Here is a 16,599-nt window from a genome sequence, read left to right on the forward strand (position 1 = left end):
GATAAAGGCGGAGGAAACACGTACAACTTCGGCGACATCGTTATACAAGGCGGACCAACCGATAAACATACGGTAAAGCGATTAATGGACGTAATTGTTAGCGAAATAGAATTAGCGGGAGGTGCAGGCGCATAATGGCGATTGAATATTGGCTTATCAATGGTAAAGATAAATTGCGCTTCCCCGTAAATCCAGAATCGTTGAGCTATACGTCACCTTTCGGTTACGAAGAAACGGAGGTTGCGGGACTAGGAGAAGTTACGACGATTGGGTATCGCGGGCTTAAGGAGTTTACGATTTCGACGTTCTGGCCTGCGTCGTATAATCCGACTTATTGCGGGTATTCGAAATTTATGTCACCGGCAAGCTTCGTTTCAAAAATCGAAAGTTGGCGTAATAAACGGATTCCGATTCGTTTGGTAGTAACGGGAATTAAAGGCGTTAACTATAAAGTTACCATTCGTGATTTCGAGGTTCAAGCGGAACGAGCAGGATCGCCTGGTGACGTTTATTTTTCGTTAACTTTAAAGGAATACCGAGACGTTACTGTTAAAAAAATAGATTTATCGAAGAAAAAGCCTCCAAAAAAGAAACCACGCCCATCAAAACCGAAGCCAACGCCTCCAAAAACTTACAAAGTCGTAAAAGGCGACTGCCTGTGGAAAATATCGAAAAAATTTTACGGTAAGGGTTCCTTATGGAGGAAAATATATAACGCAAATAAGAAGGTAATTGGAAAAAACCCTAACCTTATTTATCCAGGACAAAAGTTGGTGATTCCGAAATGATAGGTGAAACGATTTCAGTAGTTTATTATACTGACACAAACGCCTACTATATTACCCCATTAGTGAAATCAGTTGAGTGGTCTGGGGACACTACGGAAGCATCACGGAAATGCGAGATTACTTTAAATAATACGATAAACGGAACAACAAGAGCTATTAGCGTTCAGGTCGGAAAGGAAATTCGACTATTTGTTAATAGCTCTGAAATTTTCCGAGGAGTTATTTTTGAGACGGAAGTAAACGATACGGGCGAATTTTCTCTATCCGCACGAGATTTTAACCATTATTTAACCAAAAACACCGATTCAATGGTTTTCAAGAAAACGAAAGCCTCGCAAATTATTAAATCAATATGCAAGAAGTTTGATATTCCATACGGTCATATTGATGACACAGGCTACGTTATCCCTAAGTTAATTCTTCGCGATAAAACGATTTACGATATGATTATTATCGCGTTAACCGAGACGAAGAAGAAAACGGGCAAAGTATTCGTGCTTGGTAACGAAAAAGGAAAACTCGTTTTGCGCGAGCGTAAGAATCAAGTCAAACGTTTAGTAATTACGGATGGCTCGAACTTGTTAAGCGCTTCTTACTCGGAATCAATTGAAGACTTGCGTAATAGTGTGCGCATCACAGGTAAATCGGGCGAAGATTCAAAAGGAGTTACTGTTACTGATAAAGGCTCGATTAAAAAATATGGACTTATGCGTGAAAAAAAGCATGAAAGCGATAAAATAGATACGCAACTTAAGCCGATTGCCACAGCGTTATTAAAAGAGTTAAACAAGGTTGAGAAAGAATCGAATGTTGACGCTATTGGAGACTCTTCGATAATCGCCGGGAAAATGGTTCAAGTTAGCGAAAAGATGACGGGGCTTTCGGGTGGCTTTTACGTTATAACCGATTCTCATACGTTTGAAGCTAACGGAACGCATACGATGTCGTTAAAGATTTCGAAAACGCTTGAATTGAACGAAATCGAATACGAGCCACCCGAAGAGGCTAAAAAGAACGAAGGAGTTGCGGATGACGGTAAGAAAATAAAAGGCGTTGCCTACCAGACGGGTTATGTTGCTACTGCTTATGCGCCTGCCCTCGGCGGTATTAACGGCAGTGGAACGACGGCTAGTGGTACAAAAGTCGTTGAAGGACGCACGATTGCGGTAGATCCTAACGTGATTCCGCTAGGATCGGTTGTTGCATTGTATATCCCGAGTTTGAACGAATATAGTGGTTTATACCTTGCGGAAGACACGGGCGGAGCGATCAAAGGTAAGAAAATCGATGTCGCGGTCAAGGCTTCAAAAGCGAAACAGTTCGGTGTTAGAAATGCACAAATCGCGATACTCGAACGAGGAAAGGGACGTTCTGACGCGCGAAGCAAGGCAAAGAAATGGGGAAGTGTCGAAAGTAAGTGGAAGAAAAAGCTTGCCGAGAATGCCGACTCAGGAAGTGCTGCGCTTGATAAACGGAACAGCGTTGTTAAATTAGCAAGAAGTTTCAAAGGCAAACTTCGTTATTCTTTTGGAAGTAAAAATATCGCGAATGGATCCGGTGATTGTTCCGGTTTTACCAACTACGTGTATAAAAAAGCAATCGGTATGGAGATCGGACACGGTACGTCAGCGCAAATTCGAAAAGGAACGCAAATACCGAAATCAAGTGCGCAAGCGGGCGATCTAGTTTTCTTTCAAGGCACATACCGCGCAGGCGTTTCTCACGTTGGCATAGTGACTCGCCCAGGTTATTGCGTAAGCCTTGCTTCAAGCGGATGTAAGGAGCACAGTTATACGACAGGTTATTGGGGTAAGCATTATATGGAAATTAGGAAGGTGTTGCCGTAATGGAAAAACGACAAGGAATTGAAGGTTCCGCAGCGTCGCGAATGATTCAGTTAATTCGTAAGCACGGATATAATCGAGATATTACAATTGAAATCGGAACCGTTGCGACAACGCTACCTAATCTTTCGATAAATATTGACGGTGTGACACTCGACATGGACGATTTAATTTTATCAGCAACTGCCGAAGAAAGACGTCTACAGCCGGGAGATACCGTTATTGTTATTGGAGACGACGACACTCAATTCTATTATGTAATTGACAAGGCGGTGGTGTAATGGCGTTGACACCCGAAAACAATTCCGAGTTAATCGACGAGCTTGACGTTGGGGAAGACGTCGAAATCGAGCCGTCTAAAACGTGGGCAATCGATTTCAAAAACGGAACAATTGGTGGATTTATCGACGAATCCGAAGCGTTGCGTCAATTCGTCGTAAAAGCGTTATTGACTGAACGCGATAAGTACGTGATTTATTCGGATGAATACGGCACAGAACTTCAAGACTTAATAGGCGACGACACTACGCTCGACTTAATGAATTCGGAAATACCACGTATGGTTTACGAAACATTGGCGTACGATGACCGAATCGAAGACGTCACAGACATCGAATGTATGCGTGAAGGTGACAAACTCTTCATTACCTTTACGGTTGTTCCCGAAAGTGGCGCATCGTTTACAGAGGAGGTGGAATTATAGTGGCATTCGAAGAAATGACACCGGAGCTTCTGCACGAAGCAATGTTAGAGGCGATTGACGACGCAATCGATAAACGCGAAGGATCCGTTGCTCACGATTTACTTTACCCGGCAGCAATCGAAATCGCCAACGCCTACGTCGAACTCGATTCTGTACTTGGGTTAGGATTCGCGGAGACAGCGGAAGGCGTTTATTTGGATCTGAGAGCAAGTGAATTCGGAATCACACGAAAACCCGCATTAAAGGCGCAAGGTAGCGTTGTGTTAACTGGCCCTACGGACACATTAGTACCGTCAGGCACTCGACTACAAACGGAAACCGAAATCTTTTTCGTCACATTAGAGGATGCGGTACTCACGAACGGAACAGCAACAGTAACGGCCGAAGCTGAAACGGGCGGAATTGATGGGAATGTTGCGCCTAACACGATTACTGCATTAGCACCTGGCGACCTTTACGGAGTGGTTTCCGTTAATAATCCGCTAGCATTCGACGGTGGCGCCGATGAGGAAGACGACGAGTCGTTACTGAAACGCTTGAAAGACCGTGTTCAGAAGCCGGCAACGTCTGGCAACGTGGCGCATTATTACCAATGGGCGATGGAAGTCGCGGGAGTTGGAGACGCAAAGGTTTATCCAACTGCTGACGGACCTGGTACGGTAAAAGTCGTTCTACTTGATACGGAAAAAACAGCGCCAACACAAGCAATAATTGACGTGGCCACAGTATATATAAACGAAAATAAGCCGATTGGGGCGACCGTTACTGTTGTAGGAGCAAGTGAGTTAGCGGTAAATGTTTCCGCAACATTAACGCTTGCTGCTGGCGCAACGGTTGAGGAAGTTACCACGCAATTTACGGACGCGTTACGAGAATACCTTAAGTCTATCGCATTCACAGGCGATTTGATTCGTTATACGCGGATTGCCAACCTAATGCTCGATGTTCCGAATATTATCGACTACTCGAATTTAACGGTGAACGGTGGCACAAGCAATATTCAACCGACGGATATACAGGTAGGCGTTGTTGGAACGGTGGTGTTTACGTAATGCAGAAACGCGACCTTAAGTACGCTATGCACAGCTATTTACCAAATTATTACGAGGAAATTCGTGAGGCTAACACAATCATCGATGTAGAATCGATGGCGATAGAACAATTAAACAGCGATATTCAAGACGTTCTAAACCAGTTTTTCGTAGACACAGCCACGTGGGGGCTTGCGAATTGGGAAAGTCTCTGCGGTATCCCAACCGATGAATCGAAACCGTACGACCAACGTCGTTCTGTTATAAAATCGAAGATTCGCGGAATAGGCACAGTGACAGTGTCGCTAATTAAAAACGTTGCCGAATCGTACGCAAACGGTGGAGTCACGGTAACGGAAGATTCGGAAAATTATACCATAAAGGTTAAATTCGTTGGTAAGTTAGGGATACCTCCTAATATCGACGACATCAAAAATGTGTTGCGTGAAATTATCCCAGCTCATTTGGTGATTACCTATGAATTCACCTTCCTGACATATGATCAAGCGAAAGTACAATTTGCAAGCTATGACGCGATGTTGGCTAAAACGTACGATGACGTACTAAATGGTAGATAAGGAGGATTCACGATGGCTACAACGAAATTAGGGCTGCCGCTTATAACGGGCAATATGAATGCTGACGTTGTGCGAGATTTAAACGCTTTGGCCAACGGAGTTGACGGAAAGGTCGGGGTGGCGAACGGACTCGCAACGCTAGGGGCAGACGGCAAAGTTCCGCAAAGTCAACTGGATGTACAACCGCCCGCTGACGCTTCAATAACGGTCAAAGGTATCGTTCAGCTTTCAGCGGCAACAAATAGCACTTCAAACACACTAGCAGCAACGCCGAGTGCCGTGAAGACTGCGTATGATAAGGCGGTTTCCGCGTCAACTGCCGCAGGTACTTCGATTACTGACACCGGAAACTATTTTACAGCTGAGGACGTGGAAGGAACACTTCAAGAGATCGGGCAAACGTTAAATTCGATGCGGGGCTCGCTTATAGCATCAACAAATAATTTGCTCGGAATGTAAGGACGGTGGTTAAATGCCAACAATAAATGACGCAACGGTCGTCGCACAAGCGTACGACACGAGTGGTAACGGCGGGCGTAAATTAGTACGTTTAGCAAACGGGCGGCTAGTTGCCGTTCTTAAAACAGGCAGTGGCTTCTACATTTATAAATCAACGGATAACGGAGCAACCTGGACAAAACTAGTTACAGAATCGAATAATATCGGTGACGTAGCTATGGTTGCGATTGGAAATAACATTGGATTATTGCGCGGAGCAGGAAGCACAAGTATTAACTTTTCTGTTGTTGATGTCGTAAATGATAAGTTAGTAGGCGGGGTATCAGTAGTCGACTCGGGGCAGTCTGCTATCGGTAATGTATCTCTTGCGATTGATGACACAGGCACAGAATTACACGCAGCATGGGCATCGAAAAACAGCGGCTACCCAAACTCGTTCAACATCCGTTACGCAAAAGGAACGATCAATGCAGATGGTAGTGTAAAGTGGAGTAGTATAGAACAGATTACGGCTGAAAATAACGGAGCTTTTCATCTTCGTAATCCTTCTATCGCTTTAGGTAAAGATAACGTTCCATTTATTGTAGTTGAGTCGGAAAATGTTGCGTATATGAATGATAATACCGCGTTATCATCTAATTCTGTAATATTACTAAAACGAGATAAGATTCTTCCTTATTCAGCAAATGTTCATTTGAATTGGAGTGCTAAAACTATATATAACGGTTCTTCCTACCAACAAGTTTCTCCATCCGCCATATTCGTGCCGAAAAGCATTAACGGGCTGGTGAACGGTCGTATTTGGGTTGTATGGCACGGAACCGATTCAACGGACAGTACGGTATATAATTTGAAAGTTGCTTATTCGGATGACAACGGTATTACGTGGTCGGCTGCTCAAAAGTTAACAAATGGAAATACATTTGCGCATAATTACGCATCCATCACGGCTAATAAATATAATGAGGTTTTTGTTGTCTGGCAAGGGACTTCTTCGAACATTCGGGAAGTTAAATTTATAAAGTGGTCTAATAACGCTTGGGGAAGCGTTATTACTAAAACTAACGTAGGAAATAACTTAGACCGTTATCCATCTGCGTTATACGATCCAAACTTTAAGTTTATTGAACCTTTATTCATTTACATGGGTGTCTCGAAGGTCGGAATCTTCGGAAATTGGTCAATTATTTCTGCGGCAGAAGGCGAAATCGGCACAAAGTCCAACCGCAATTCGCTTTTAACCTATTCGATTACATCGGATTCAATGTCGACTATCACCGAAAAAATAAACGGCACTGTCGTTAATACACGCTCAAACCCGGTAAGTGGTCAATCGTTTACTGTATCGTTATCACAAGCGCAATGGGATGCGATAAAATACGGAAAGTATAAAGACGCATCTGGCGGACTGAATACGTTAACTATCGAAATGGGGAGTGACAGTTGGGTATACACGTTTGACAAACGGTTGGCGTCTAGTGATGACGTTTTGAGTGCGGTTAAGGCGGTACAAGATTCTCAAAATACGTTTTTGCCGAGTGTTAAAGCGAAATTAGCGAGTGCTATTCGTGGTAAGGGCGGAACGGTTAACGATGCGGATTCGTGGGGTACGATGAAGACTGCGATTGATGGAATTCAATTAGGTGTTGTAGGTGGAAAGAAATTCGCAAGCGGTACAGCTACGGCAAACGGCGGTAAATTGTTATCCGTTTCCGGTTTAACGTTTACACCATCCGTAGTTATTGCTTATAGAAATTCATCCGATAATTCGGATACATCGTTTATTAATACAAGGGTTAAGATTTCATCAACTAGTTATAATCATTTAGATTATACTGCTACCGTTTCAATGACAGGTTTTACAATGGGGGTAGACACTGCGAACGGAGTTTATAATTGGGTTGCGTATGAATAGGAGGGGATATCGTGAGCAGAATTGGTAGACGCATTTATTTCGAAAAATCAACCGGCAACATCATTATAGACAAAGGCGAAATGCAAGGCGCAGTCATCGCAACAACCATCGAACAAGACATCGCAACCTTTACGGCATTATCTGAGCGCAACCGAGACACCTTCGATGTGATTGAATTACCATTCGGTGCATACGCTCAGGACTTTGCGGAGTGTAACGGGTATCGCGTTAATCCCGATACAAAAACGTTAGAGTTTACTTATCCAGAAAAACAACCGCCATCTGAACCCCCAGCGCCGCCCGTTTATCAAAAGCCGTTGTCGGAACAATTAACGGAATTGCGGGCACAGACGCAACAATTAAACGATGATTTTATGGCGTTAGCGGATTTTATTACTAACGTGAACGGAGGTAACTGACAATGGTTTATACGTTTAAAATCGGCCCATACGCAAGAGCGATTTACATTTACGGGAATCAGCGATTTATAGCGCGTGACGGTTACACAGGGATTCCCGAAGAGTATCACCAGCCAGTAAAAGAGTACGCCGCCAAGAACTTTACGCAGTCACAGCTTGACTATGCGTTATATAAAGCGTGGATTAGTCAGCAGGATTATGCGGACACAGTAGTAGCGTTAGCGGAATAAATCGAAAGACGGGTTTACAGTACCCCGTCTTTTTTTCTTGCGTAAATCACGGAAAGGAGGACGTAAGATGACCGAGCCAAATAACCGCGAGCTTAACGATAAAATCGCAGACATTCGTGAATGGCTAGTACGGATTGATACAAAAGTCGATTACCTCAACGAAGTGAGATCGACAGCAGAACGCGCAGAACAGAAAGCGGAAAAAGCGTTAATGAAAACGGACGACATCGATAAAAATATCGATCAAATCCGAACAACAACGAAGTGGGCGATTGGCTTAACGATAACCTCGATCCTTAGTATCGGCGGACTTATCGTAACAATCGCTTTTTAATTGGCGCACGGCGCTGTGACAACGAAGGTGCAACGCCGAGCTTACCGATAATAATATACGAAGTAAATCGGAAAATCAACGGAGGGGATTCAAAATGGGAAAAATCGTAGATATATCGCATCATCAGGGTAAGATCGATTGGGATGCTTTTGCAAAGGACGTCGACCTTGTTATTATACGGGTTCAGGACGGTTCTACCACGATTGATCGCGAGTACAAAACGTACGTAGCCGAGTGTAAAAAACGGGGCATACCGTTCGGTCATTACGCGTTTACTCGGTTTGTTTCAGTTGCCGATGCGAGAAAAGAAGCGCAAGACTTTTACGCACGAGGCGATAAAGACGCGCTATTTTGGGTTGCGGACGTCGAAGTTAAAACGATGGACGATATGGCTGCCGGTACACAGGCGTTTATTGATGAATTGCGGAAACAAGGCGCAAAGAAGGTCGGAGCTTATTTCGCGCACCACGCTTACGAACAATGGCAACTCGACAAGGTAAAGGGGATCGATTTTAAATGGTTTCCGCGTTACGGACGAAATGACGGTAAACAGAACGCCAAGCCCGCGTTTAAATGCGATATGTGGCAGTACACGTCATGTGGTCGAGTTGCCGGTGTAAATGGAGACGTTGACCTAAACGTATTAATTGGCGACAAAGACCTCGAATGGTTTATCGGTAAAAAGAAAACGCCTGCTCCGAAGAAGCAAGGCGGTGTTAAAAAACAAGCGATAGTTTCGTATCCTGGTAAAGTAATTAAACGAGGCTCCACCGGAAAAGACGTGGAGCGTATTCAACGTGCAGTAGACGTTAAACCTGACGGTATTTTCGGAAAGGTAACCGAAGAGGCAGTTAGAGCGTACCAAAAACGTAAAAGTCTTTCTGTAGACGGTATTGTAGGCCCAAAAACGTGGAATATGATGTTTTAATAAAAACGAAGGAGTGACGAAAAATGAAGCGAGTTAAGTTCGAGCACATTTTTGCGTTTGCGATTATTGCCTTGTTAGCCGGATCTCTTTATGTATTCCGCGGAGACAAAGAGACGGTCTATTTAATTATCGGCGTTTTAGTTAACGCGTTAGGCGCAATTACTGCTTATTTCTTCACGAAACACAATCCGAGCAAAAGCGAATCGAACGATAAATAAACGAAAAATTTACGAAAGGGTGGAATCTTTCTTGCCCCCTTTCGCGTATACATAAAATAATGGTAATATAAGAAGAAAACGGGAGGGTTTACGGTGGGGTTAAAATCGATATTCAAAAAACGGATTAATTTAGATATTCTTTCAGGCGGAAATCATATAACGAATAAAGAATTACCAGTACCGATAAAAAATGCAGTGATGATTGAGGGTGATCAACGGGGAGCCGTTGTAATTCAAGTACCGTTTGCATCGAAATTGCCGTTCATACTCGACGGCATTGAATGGGAAGAATCCGCAAAACGTAGCGGGGGCAAAGCGGCTGCCGGCGCGATCCTCGGATCGCTTGCGGGTCCGGTTGGAACTATCGCCGGCGCTGCGATCGGTGGTCGCCGACGTGATAATTCGAAGGCTTACGTTTATTTGATAAACCCGGAAACCAACGAAGAAGTAACGTTGCACATTCGGTGTGATGAAAAGACTTATCGAGAAATAGCTTCGTTAATGTAACGCCATCCTTTCGAGGGTGGCGTCTTTTTTTTTGTTTATTTTTTTAGCGACAAGCAACCGACAAGCCCAGTACGTCATACAATCGTATTACAAGAGTACGCAACATAACGTACTTAAGTGCGAAAGGAGTGACGCAAATGGCGATACGACAGCCGGTTTACTTTAATGAAACCATCGACGGTGATTTGTGGCAACACGCAGCACAATACGGTAACTTTTCTGCGTACGTGAAAAAATTAATTAGACTCGATATTGAGCGAGGCCTTACGAAACCGCCGAAGCCTAAACGGACCCCACCGCCAAGTTTTCCGGCAACCCCACCGAAACTATTTTCGAACATTCCACGCAATTAACTCGCCAAACGTTCGAGTAACCAGGCGATAGCTGCACCGATCCCACTACCGATTAAGAAAGGCATATCGACACCTCCGAAATTTAATTTTAACGTACTTGCATTTTTAGCGTCCCATGAGCATAAGCTGTTGGCGTGAAAGGCAACGCCGAAAACGTACAGCTTAACCGTCTCGTCCGCCGACGCTGACGGTTTTATTTTACCCTTTACGCGTAACATTTATGTATTACACGAAAGGAGCGTTTAAAATGGCGAAAGTAGAAACGATTGATTTCCGTTCGTTCGTAAAAAACGAATGGAGGTCGGAAAGAAAACGAGACCACGCATTTAAAGTGGTTGCGCTTGGTGGCGGTTTATTCGCAGTACTCGCACCTAAGTTGGCTTACGCACAGGCAACGAAAGCCGACAATTCCTTTTCGAATATTTACTCCGCAATTATGAACCTTGCCGATTGGATCTGCGTAGGAGTGTTGATATTTGCGGGCGGAATGTGGATGCTCGGACATCGGTCAAAGGCGCTAGAATATGCTATAGGCTGCTGCTGCGGTTATTTATTATGTAGGCATGCGATCGACATTCGTGATTTTCTAAAATCGATTTAAACGGAGGTGTCTGCGGTGAAATTTACGTTACAAGACGGTTTGTTAGCGCAAGTATCGATAAAAGGACCGATTTTACAGGGGGTTAACGCAGCAAAAGACGGGCTTACTGAACACATCGTAAATTCAATCGGACATACAATCGTTGATTGCGCTTACTACGTAAGCCAACTTTTAACCGTAAATATGCCAATAATCGGAGGTTGTATTGTTTTAGGTTGCGGCATAATGATGATGGTGACGGGTGACGTCGGCAAGTGGTTATCGCGTTGTTTAATCGGATTAGCGGGGGCGGTCGTATGGTTAATCTCGGTATAAGCGGTATATGGCGTAATAATCGAATTAAGACGATAAAATGGTCCGACTTCTTTCGGTACGAAAAGAACGAAATGGTCACATACAGGCTAACACCGCACCAATCGGTAACCAACAACACAAACCGAAAACTATGGCGTCAATTACACAAAATGTACTTGATATATGAATCGAAATTATCGCGTTTGACACGAAAAGGTTTACGGTTCAGTTTCCGCGAGAAAGACGTTATTTGGTACGACGTTGTTTTCCGGGTAATTGACGGTGAAAAGCGAATCGAGTTCTACGTATCTACTGCGCAGTTATGGTCGAAGAAATTACGCGAAACAATCGAAGACCGCATGAAAGTTACGATTGAAGAAGTCGAAAGGGAAACGTTACAAGTACCGCAAGAAAATACAGTCGTTCAAGAATTACGTTATTTGCGAAATGACATCTTTTCATTACACACGGACGCAACCGAACAAACTTCGCCTATCTCGTCAATTTTAAGCGCGGTAGACGACTTGAGCGAGGATGGCGACTTTGCTCGGTTGAGTATCGCGACTGAAACTATAAACCACCGTAAATGGGCACAAAATGCCGCGTACGCGCACGATAAACTTGCGAAGGGGGTAATACCCCAACGCGGTCGAATGTCGCTTACACGGGTGTCTAAAGGCGTTAAAAACGGTATTGCGAAGCTGATATACGAAGTTCATTCGCTAGTTACTGACGTGTTTAAAGCGGTTGAAAAATCGTTCATTAAATCGGACTCCAAAGACATCGAAACGCCCGAGATTAAACCGTTAGAAACCGATACAACGCGGCTCGGAAATAAATCCGCAGCTAAACGATACCAACCGGTTTGGCGTACGCATATTCGTATAGCTGCGCATTGTAATTCGAAATTACGTACGGACCTTGTCGCGAATACTATTTCGTCTGCGTTCGGTGAACTAGGTGAAGACAACGAGCTACACCGAATCAAAATACGTGTGAACGGTAAACGCGTTAAGATTATCGAAGAACTTAACACACTACAACTTTCTGCGCAAACGAAAGCGGACGGCGACGCAAATTTGATGTCATGCGATGAGCTCGCCAAAATTGCCTTACAACTGCCAACGCGTGACGTGCAGATGCGCTATGAAGATGCGTTGTCGGTGAATCGCAAAGTGGAAACGGAAGTGCCGGCAGTATTCCGTGGCAAAGGCATAACGTTAGGTCATTCCGAGTTTAAAGGCGATTCTGTGCCGGTGAAAATTCCGGTTAAAAATTACGACGAATTATTTCGGACTTACGTTTTCCAGGGATCGCAAGGCATGGGAAAAGACACCGCGTTAAAGAATTTCGTTATAGATGCGTGCTTGGAACACGGGATAGGCTCGATTGTTCCTGATGCTATTTGCGAAGACGGCTCGCGCGGTCTTGCCGACGGTTTACGTGATGCTTTGCCGGCTGATAAAATCGTTGACCTCGACTTATCTAATGTTGACTGGCCGGTGCCGATGGACTTGACGGAAATTGTTGCGAAATTAGGACGTAACGGAGTAAATAGGTTCGCGCAAGAAATTATCGACTTTTTCGGAGACTTGGCGGAAATGGCACGGTCGCGGGCTATCTTACGGGAGGCAGCGAAAGCAAGCGGCGGCTCGTTACTCGCAGTAAAATTGCTATTAGAAAACGAGGAATACCGGGCGCGTCGAGTAAAAAAACTGCGCGAAGAAGGCAACGAACGACTAGCGGAGCAAATCGAAGGCTGGGGCGACAATAAAAAACTAGGCGCGAAAGCTGACGCTATCCTTTATCGATTAGATGAACTTTTCGGCGATGACGCTTTATTGCATATCTTTGCGCAAGACCCGCACCCTGACGTTAACTTCGAAAAGTGGATAGCGGAAGGAAAAGTCGTTATTTTGCGGATTCCTAACCGAAAGCTCGGCACACTCGCAACAAAAACGTTAATGCACTGGATCGTGCTAAAAACGTTTATGACGAAGCTATTAATGGATCGCGCAGACATCGGCTGTTTTCTCGTATTTAACGAACCGCATCAGTATATGACGGACGGTTTGCAGCGTTTATTACAACGCCTGGTACTCGAAGGGCGTAAGTGGCGCCTGGGTTCGTTGTTCGCGTTTCATCACGTGGGACTTCTCCCACGGGCGTTCGCCGACGACTTGCAAGCGTCCGGTACGAATTGGTTTCTATTCGCGAATACCCACAAGGGAGTTTACGAAAGGTTATCGGAGGAACTTTCGCCGACCTTCGATGTCGAGTCGGCTATGCAAACGGAACGATACCACGCAATATGTTTACTACAATTCGGGGGCAGACGGCAGCATCCGTTTCTTGTGCGAATGGCACCGCCACCGACGCAAACGTACGATAATTCGTTCCTTACCGCCCGGCACTCACGGATGTATGGGCGGAAGTGGACGGAAGTCGAGCGGATGATTCTCGAGCGCGAGCGTGGCGCTTCTTGAGAAAAAAAAGGTACAAACCGTTTATTGTTAAAGGGTAAAAAAGCCCACCTAATAAGAGGCGGGCTTTACATTGTTTTTAGTACACAATCTTGAATACGTTGTATTCGATGTCGTCAAAACCGTTTTCTTCAATAAACGCCTGTTCTTCAAAACCGATCAAGTCTAAAGCTTCATCCACTGTTAAACTGCGGTTTGTTAAAACCTCTCCCACTAAGATGTCTTCGTAAAATACTTTTACCATCTTTCATTCCTCCTAAATTTTTATTTTCTGTTGACCTCTTGTTGTTACTAATAATATAACATATAATTAATTGCATGTAAAGTATTATATGATAAAATCCAAAAATTATTTGGCGCTTTTTTTCTTTCGGGCGTATTCTTCTAGGTCGGCTTTTAAATAAAGGCGCGTTTTCCGGCTCTCGCCAAACTCAATAAAAGGGATAATCTTTCCGGTTGCTACCGACTGGTTAAAAGCTGATACAGATTGGCCGGTAATTTGTCGGGCCTCCTCTTGCATTACAAGATTGTTTTTTATCCATTTTTTAATTTCTTGACTGTTCATCGTTTTCCTCCAGTATTGGTTTAAAGTATTTTTCTTCTGCTTCTTTTCTTGCGGTGATCGCATCTTCTTTTTTCTCAAAATAACCCAGGCTAATTTGTTTTCCTTTAAAGCCGATGTATGCTTTCCACTTTTTTCGGCTTTCCATCCACATAACACCTTTGTGGCCACTTTTATTCTTTTTGTGCAGTTTGGCTTTTAGTGCTGTCTTTCTGGTTCCATCTACTTTGTCTTGCTCAATATGCTTTTTTACCCCTTTGTCGCGCTTTATCGGCTGTTTACATCCACAACTTTTATAGTGTCCGTGTAACAAGCTGTAGCCTTGTAAATAAACAGTTTTTCCACAGCTGCTGCATTTGCATTCCCATAAAAGAGTGTTGTTAGTGCCCCTTTGATCGCTTAATTTAACAACGGTTAGCTCTCCAAACTGTTGCCCGGTTAGATCGATTCGCTTTGAGTCTACTCGTTTTGGCATTAAGCAATCTCCTTTGTTCCTAAAAATGTTTTAATACCTTTTTCAATACGGTAAAAATCAACCATTTTTGCACCGCGTTTAAGAAAATTGTTATATACAGAAGCATATTCAATTTTTGTTAACTCTTCTTGCACCTCAACACATTCAGAATCCATATATCTTTCGATTGTGTAAGTCATAGTATCTTTATTGCCGATGATGACCATCTTGTGAATACGGTTAGCTTTTTTGATTTGTGCCCATGCCATTTTAAGCGCTCCTGTAAGATACTCCTTTGCACTTCCTCCAAACTTCACAACTGCTGCTCTTGCGATCTCCCAAGCTCTAACCATTACTTTTTTAGTCATCTTTATTTCCTCCCGTCGTTTCACTATCTGTATAAATAATAACATGCAATTAATTATATGTAAAGTGATTTGTTAATATTTTTCAGATTTCTTTTCGACAAAAGAGGACAAAGTGGAACAAACGTAGAATAAGATACGCGAAAGTGTGTTCGGTTATCAAGCGTAAATGTACCCGCCAAACGGCGGGCGGTGTGCGGGTGTTTAACGTCTTTTACTTACGATTCCTTTTAACGGTGTAAACGAATTGTGTTGGCGTTTAACATCGTTGTTGGTCATTTGAATGTACCGTCTTACCATCGACATATCGGAGTGTCCGAGTATTTTCTGTAGGCTGAACGGATCACCGCCATTCATAATATAGAAGAGCGCTCCGGTGTGTCGGAAGGTGTGCGGGCTAACTCGTTTGTTAAGAACGCCGGCTTTTTCGCCTATTTCTAACAATCGTTTTCGCCACGTATTAGGTGCCAGCTTATGACCGTCATACGTCAAAAACAACGTTTCTTCTTCGAAATCTTCCGTTTCCTCTATATATTCGCGAAGTAGTTTTACAGTATGTGCCGAGATAGGAACGGTTCTAGCCTTTTTGGTTTTTGTTTTATCGCCTTCTAATCGAATTTCACCGGCTTTTAAATCAACGTTGGATCGTTTCATCGCTAGTAATTCCGAAGCGCGAACCATCGTGTCTAACATGACGTAAATCATCACTCTATCGCGAAATCCTACGTATAAATCATCGTCCAAGACCGCCAGCATTCGTTTAACTTCTTCTTGCGTGAAAGATTCTAACGTGTCCTTTGCGGTTTTTACCGGCTTAAATTTTTCGTGGACTGGCGTGTCGATATATCCCTCGTTATAACAAAAACGCAGAAAGTGACGAAGCGTTCGTATCCTAACGTTTACAGTTACGGGTGTTACGCCTAAATCATTGAGCATATAATCGATATAACCGCGAAATACAATCGGTGTTATTTCTTCTTTCGTTAAGTCTTGCTCCGTATACTCCAAGAACCATCGGAAGTGCGTGTGATAATCGGCAATCGTTACTGGCGACAACCCCTCCGTTTGTTTATACGCCATAAACGTATCGAACATTTCCGTCATCGTCATCTGATTGACGGCACGTATTGCCGTTTCGGTTGCCTTGCGCTTCCCCTTCCGTTTTGTCTTCGATAAGTACGACTGCATAAAAATAACCTCCTACGTATAAAAATTAGGAAGTTACGAGCGAGGTTTCGTAAATAGGATTAACACGGTTTCCGTATGACACTTTCGAAAATCCTAGTGGTAATTCGCGCTAAATCACCGTTATAAATCAACGGGTAAATCATCGCTAAATCAGCGTCAAATCAACGTTTGTTTGGCGGGACCATGTGGGAATCGAACCCACCGGAGACGGCACGCGCCTCCCAAAAGGTTTTGAAGACCCAGGCAAGCACCAGCTACGCATCTGGCCCCATTTTTCCAACGATTTCATTATATACAAGGTTCCATGTATATTTCAAGCAGGCAACCGTCTTGTAAAATATGAAA

The 16,599-nt window shown here is 43.8% G+C and carries 24 protein-coding genes and 1 tRNA gene; 18 read left to right on the forward strand and 7 right to left on the reverse strand.

Annotation, left to right across the window (positions count from 1 at the left end):
- Positions 1 to 134 precede the first annotated feature (134 nt).
- The 15 genes from WD019_RS16025 to WD019_RS16095 all read left to right on the forward strand — a co-directional run bounded on the left by WD019_RS16025 (position 135) and on the right by WD019_RS16095 (position 10,307).
- On the forward strand, positions 135 to 788 hold the full coding sequence (locus WD019_RS16025; protein WP_425712147.1) for a LysM peptidoglycan-binding domain-containing protein: 654 nt from the start codon (positions 135 to 137) through the stop codon (positions 786 to 788).
- Positions 785 to 2,635 carry an XkdQ/YqbQ family protein gene (locus WD019_RS16030; RefSeq protein ID WP_425712148.1) on the forward strand — a complete coding sequence of 617 codons (1,851 nt, stop codon included), beginning with the start codon at positions 785 to 787 and terminating at the stop codon, positions 2,633 to 2,635. The genes WD019_RS16025 and WD019_RS16030 overlap by 4 nt, the downstream gene beginning before the upstream one ends.
- A complete protein-coding gene (locus tag WD019_RS16035) occupies positions 2,635 to 2,913 on the forward strand; it encodes a hypothetical protein (RefSeq protein WP_425712149.1) in 279 nt (92 codons plus the stop codon). The genes WD019_RS16030 and WD019_RS16035 overlap by 1 nt, the downstream gene beginning before the upstream one ends.
- On the forward strand, positions 2,913 to 3,335 hold the full coding sequence (locus WD019_RS16040) for a DUF2634 domain-containing protein (RefSeq protein WP_425712150.1): 423 nt from the start codon (positions 2,913 to 2,915) through the stop codon (positions 3,333 to 3,335). Before WD019_RS16035 ends, WD019_RS16040 begins: the two co-directional genes overlap by 1 nt.
- On the forward strand, positions 3,335 to 4,387 hold the full coding sequence (locus tag WD019_RS16045; protein ID WP_425712151.1) for a baseplate J/gp47 family protein: 1,053 nt from the start codon (positions 3,335 to 3,337) through the stop codon (positions 4,385 to 4,387). Before WD019_RS16040 ends, WD019_RS16045 begins: the two co-directional genes overlap by 1 nt.
- The gene (locus tag WD019_RS16050) at positions 4,387 to 4,944 is read left to right on the forward strand and encodes a YmfQ family protein (RefSeq protein WP_425712152.1); all 558 of its coding nucleotides are present in this window, start codon (positions 4,387 to 4,389) and stop codon (positions 4,942 to 4,944) included. Before WD019_RS16045 ends, WD019_RS16050 begins: the two co-directional genes overlap by 1 nt.
- Positions 4,945 to 4,956: 12 nt before the next feature.
- A complete protein-coding gene (locus WD019_RS16055; RefSeq protein WP_425712153.1) occupies positions 4,957 to 5,403 on the forward strand; it encodes a phage tail protein in 447 nt (148 codons plus the stop codon).
- Between the two features lie 13 nt (positions 5,404 to 5,416).
- Positions 5,417 to 7,318 (forward strand): sialidase family protein, encoded by a 1,902-nt coding sequence (locus WD019_RS16060; RefSeq protein ID WP_425712154.1) that lies wholly within the window; start codon positions 5,417 to 5,419, stop codon positions 7,316 to 7,318.
- A gap of 11 nt (positions 7,319 to 7,329) precedes the next feature.
- On the forward strand, positions 7,330 to 7,737 hold the full coding sequence (locus WD019_RS16065) for a hypothetical protein (protein ID WP_425712155.1): 408 nt from the start codon (positions 7,330 to 7,332) through the stop codon (positions 7,735 to 7,737).
- Positions 7,738 to 7,739: 2 nt separating this feature from the next.
- Positions 7,740 to 7,967, forward strand: a complete 228-nt coding sequence (locus WD019_RS16070) for a hypothetical protein (protein WP_425712156.1) — start codon at positions 7,740 to 7,742, stop codon at positions 7,965 to 7,967.
- A 67-nt stretch (positions 7,968 to 8,034) separates the two neighbouring features.
- The gene (locus WD019_RS16075) at positions 8,035 to 8,301 is read left to right on the forward strand and encodes a hemolysin XhlA family protein (RefSeq protein WP_425712157.1); all 267 of its coding nucleotides are present in this window, start codon (positions 8,035 to 8,037) and stop codon (positions 8,299 to 8,301) included.
- Between the two features lie 94 nt (positions 8,302 to 8,395).
- Positions 8,396 to 9,229 (forward strand): GH25 family lysozyme, encoded by an 834-nt coding sequence (locus WD019_RS16080; protein ID WP_425712158.1) that lies wholly within the window; start codon positions 8,396 to 8,398, stop codon positions 9,227 to 9,229.
- 23 nt (positions 9,230 to 9,252) lie between these two features.
- Positions 9,253 to 9,447, forward strand: a complete 195-nt coding sequence (locus WD019_RS16085; RefSeq protein WP_425712159.1) for a hypothetical protein — start codon at positions 9,253 to 9,255, stop codon at positions 9,445 to 9,447.
- Positions 9,448 to 9,540: 93 nt separating this feature from the next.
- Positions 9,541 to 9,954: a hypothetical protein gene (locus WD019_RS16090; protein ID WP_425712160.1), complete on the forward strand. Its 414-nt coding sequence runs from the start codon at positions 9,541 to 9,543 to the stop codon at positions 9,952 to 9,954.
- 137 nt (positions 9,955 to 10,091) lie between these two features.
- Positions 10,092 to 10,307 (forward strand): hypothetical protein, encoded by a 216-nt coding sequence (locus WD019_RS16095; RefSeq protein ID WP_425712161.1) that lies wholly within the window; start codon positions 10,092 to 10,094, stop codon positions 10,305 to 10,307.
- Here WD019_RS16095 and WD019_RS16100 read toward each other — a convergent pair.
- On the reverse strand, positions 10,304 to 10,525 hold the full coding sequence (locus tag WD019_RS16100) for a hypothetical protein (RefSeq protein WP_425712162.1): 222 nt from the start codon (positions 10,523 to 10,525) through the stop codon (positions 10,304 to 10,306). The genes WD019_RS16095 and WD019_RS16100 overlap by 4 nt on opposite strands.
- A gap of 29 nt (positions 10,526 to 10,554) precedes the next feature.
- On the opposite strand from WD019_RS16100, the gene WD019_RS16105 reads away from it, so the two are divergent.
- From WD019_RS16105 to WD019_RS16115, 3 genes are read left to right on the forward strand one after another with little or no spacing between them, the layout of a single operon-like run.
- Positions 10,555 to 10,908: a TrbC/VirB2 family protein gene (locus WD019_RS16105; RefSeq protein ID WP_425712163.1), complete on the forward strand. Its 354-nt coding sequence runs from the start codon at positions 10,555 to 10,557 to the stop codon at positions 10,906 to 10,908.
- A 15-nt stretch (positions 10,909 to 10,923) separates the two neighbouring features.
- Entirely contained in the window at positions 10,924 to 11,223 is a 300-nt protein-coding gene (locus tag WD019_RS16110; RefSeq protein ID WP_425712164.1) for a hypothetical protein, read from the forward strand.
- Complete coding sequence (locus WD019_RS16115; protein ID WP_425712165.1) at positions 11,205 to 13,688, forward strand: ATP-binding protein; 2,484 nt, start codon at positions 11,205 to 11,207, stop codon at positions 13,686 to 13,688. The genes WD019_RS16110 and WD019_RS16115 overlap by 19 nt, the downstream gene beginning before the upstream one ends.
- 76 nt (positions 13,689 to 13,764) lie before the next feature.
- On the opposite strand, the gene WD019_RS16120 is transcribed toward WD019_RS16115, so the two are convergent.
- The 6 genes from WD019_RS16120 to WD019_RS16145 all read right to left on the reverse strand — a co-directional run bounded on the left by WD019_RS16120 (position 13,765) and on the right by WD019_RS16145 (position 16,524).
- Positions 13,765 to 13,929 carry a hypothetical protein gene (locus WD019_RS16120; RefSeq protein WP_425712166.1) on the reverse strand — a complete coding sequence of 55 codons (165 nt, stop codon included), beginning with the start codon at positions 13,927 to 13,929 and terminating at the stop codon, positions 13,765 to 13,767.
- A 105-nt stretch (positions 13,930 to 14,034) separates the two neighbouring features.
- Positions 14,035 to 14,250 carry a hypothetical protein gene (locus tag WD019_RS16125; RefSeq protein ID WP_425712167.1) on the reverse strand — a complete coding sequence of 72 codons (216 nt, stop codon included), beginning with the start codon at positions 14,248 to 14,250 and terminating at the stop codon, positions 14,035 to 14,037.
- On the reverse strand, positions 14,231 to 14,722 hold the full coding sequence (locus WD019_RS16130) for an HNH endonuclease (RefSeq protein WP_425712168.1): 492 nt from the start codon (positions 14,720 to 14,722) through the stop codon (positions 14,231 to 14,233). Before WD019_RS16130 ends, WD019_RS16125 begins: the two co-directional genes overlap by 20 nt.
- The gene (locus WD019_RS16135; RefSeq protein ID WP_425712001.1) at positions 14,722 to 15,069 is read right to left on the reverse strand and encodes a hypothetical protein; all 348 of its coding nucleotides are present in this window, start codon (positions 15,067 to 15,069) and stop codon (positions 14,722 to 14,724) included. The genes WD019_RS16130 and WD019_RS16135 overlap by 1 nt, the downstream gene beginning before the upstream one ends.
- A gap of 201 nt (positions 15,070 to 15,270) precedes the next feature.
- A complete protein-coding gene (locus tag WD019_RS16140; RefSeq protein WP_425712169.1) occupies positions 15,271 to 16,254 on the reverse strand; it encodes a tyrosine-type recombinase/integrase in 984 nt (327 codons plus the stop codon).
- A 173-nt stretch (positions 16,255 to 16,427) separates the two neighbouring features.
- Positions 16,428 to 16,524, reverse strand: a tRNA-Sec gene (locus WD019_RS16145).
- Between the last annotated feature and the right edge of the window lie 75 nt (positions 16,525 to 16,599).

This window comes from Fictibacillus sp. Mic-4, assembly GCF_049843615.1.
GTDB lineage: Bacteria > Bacillota > Bacilli > Bacillales > Fictibacillaceae > Fictibacillus_A > Fictibacillus_A gelatini.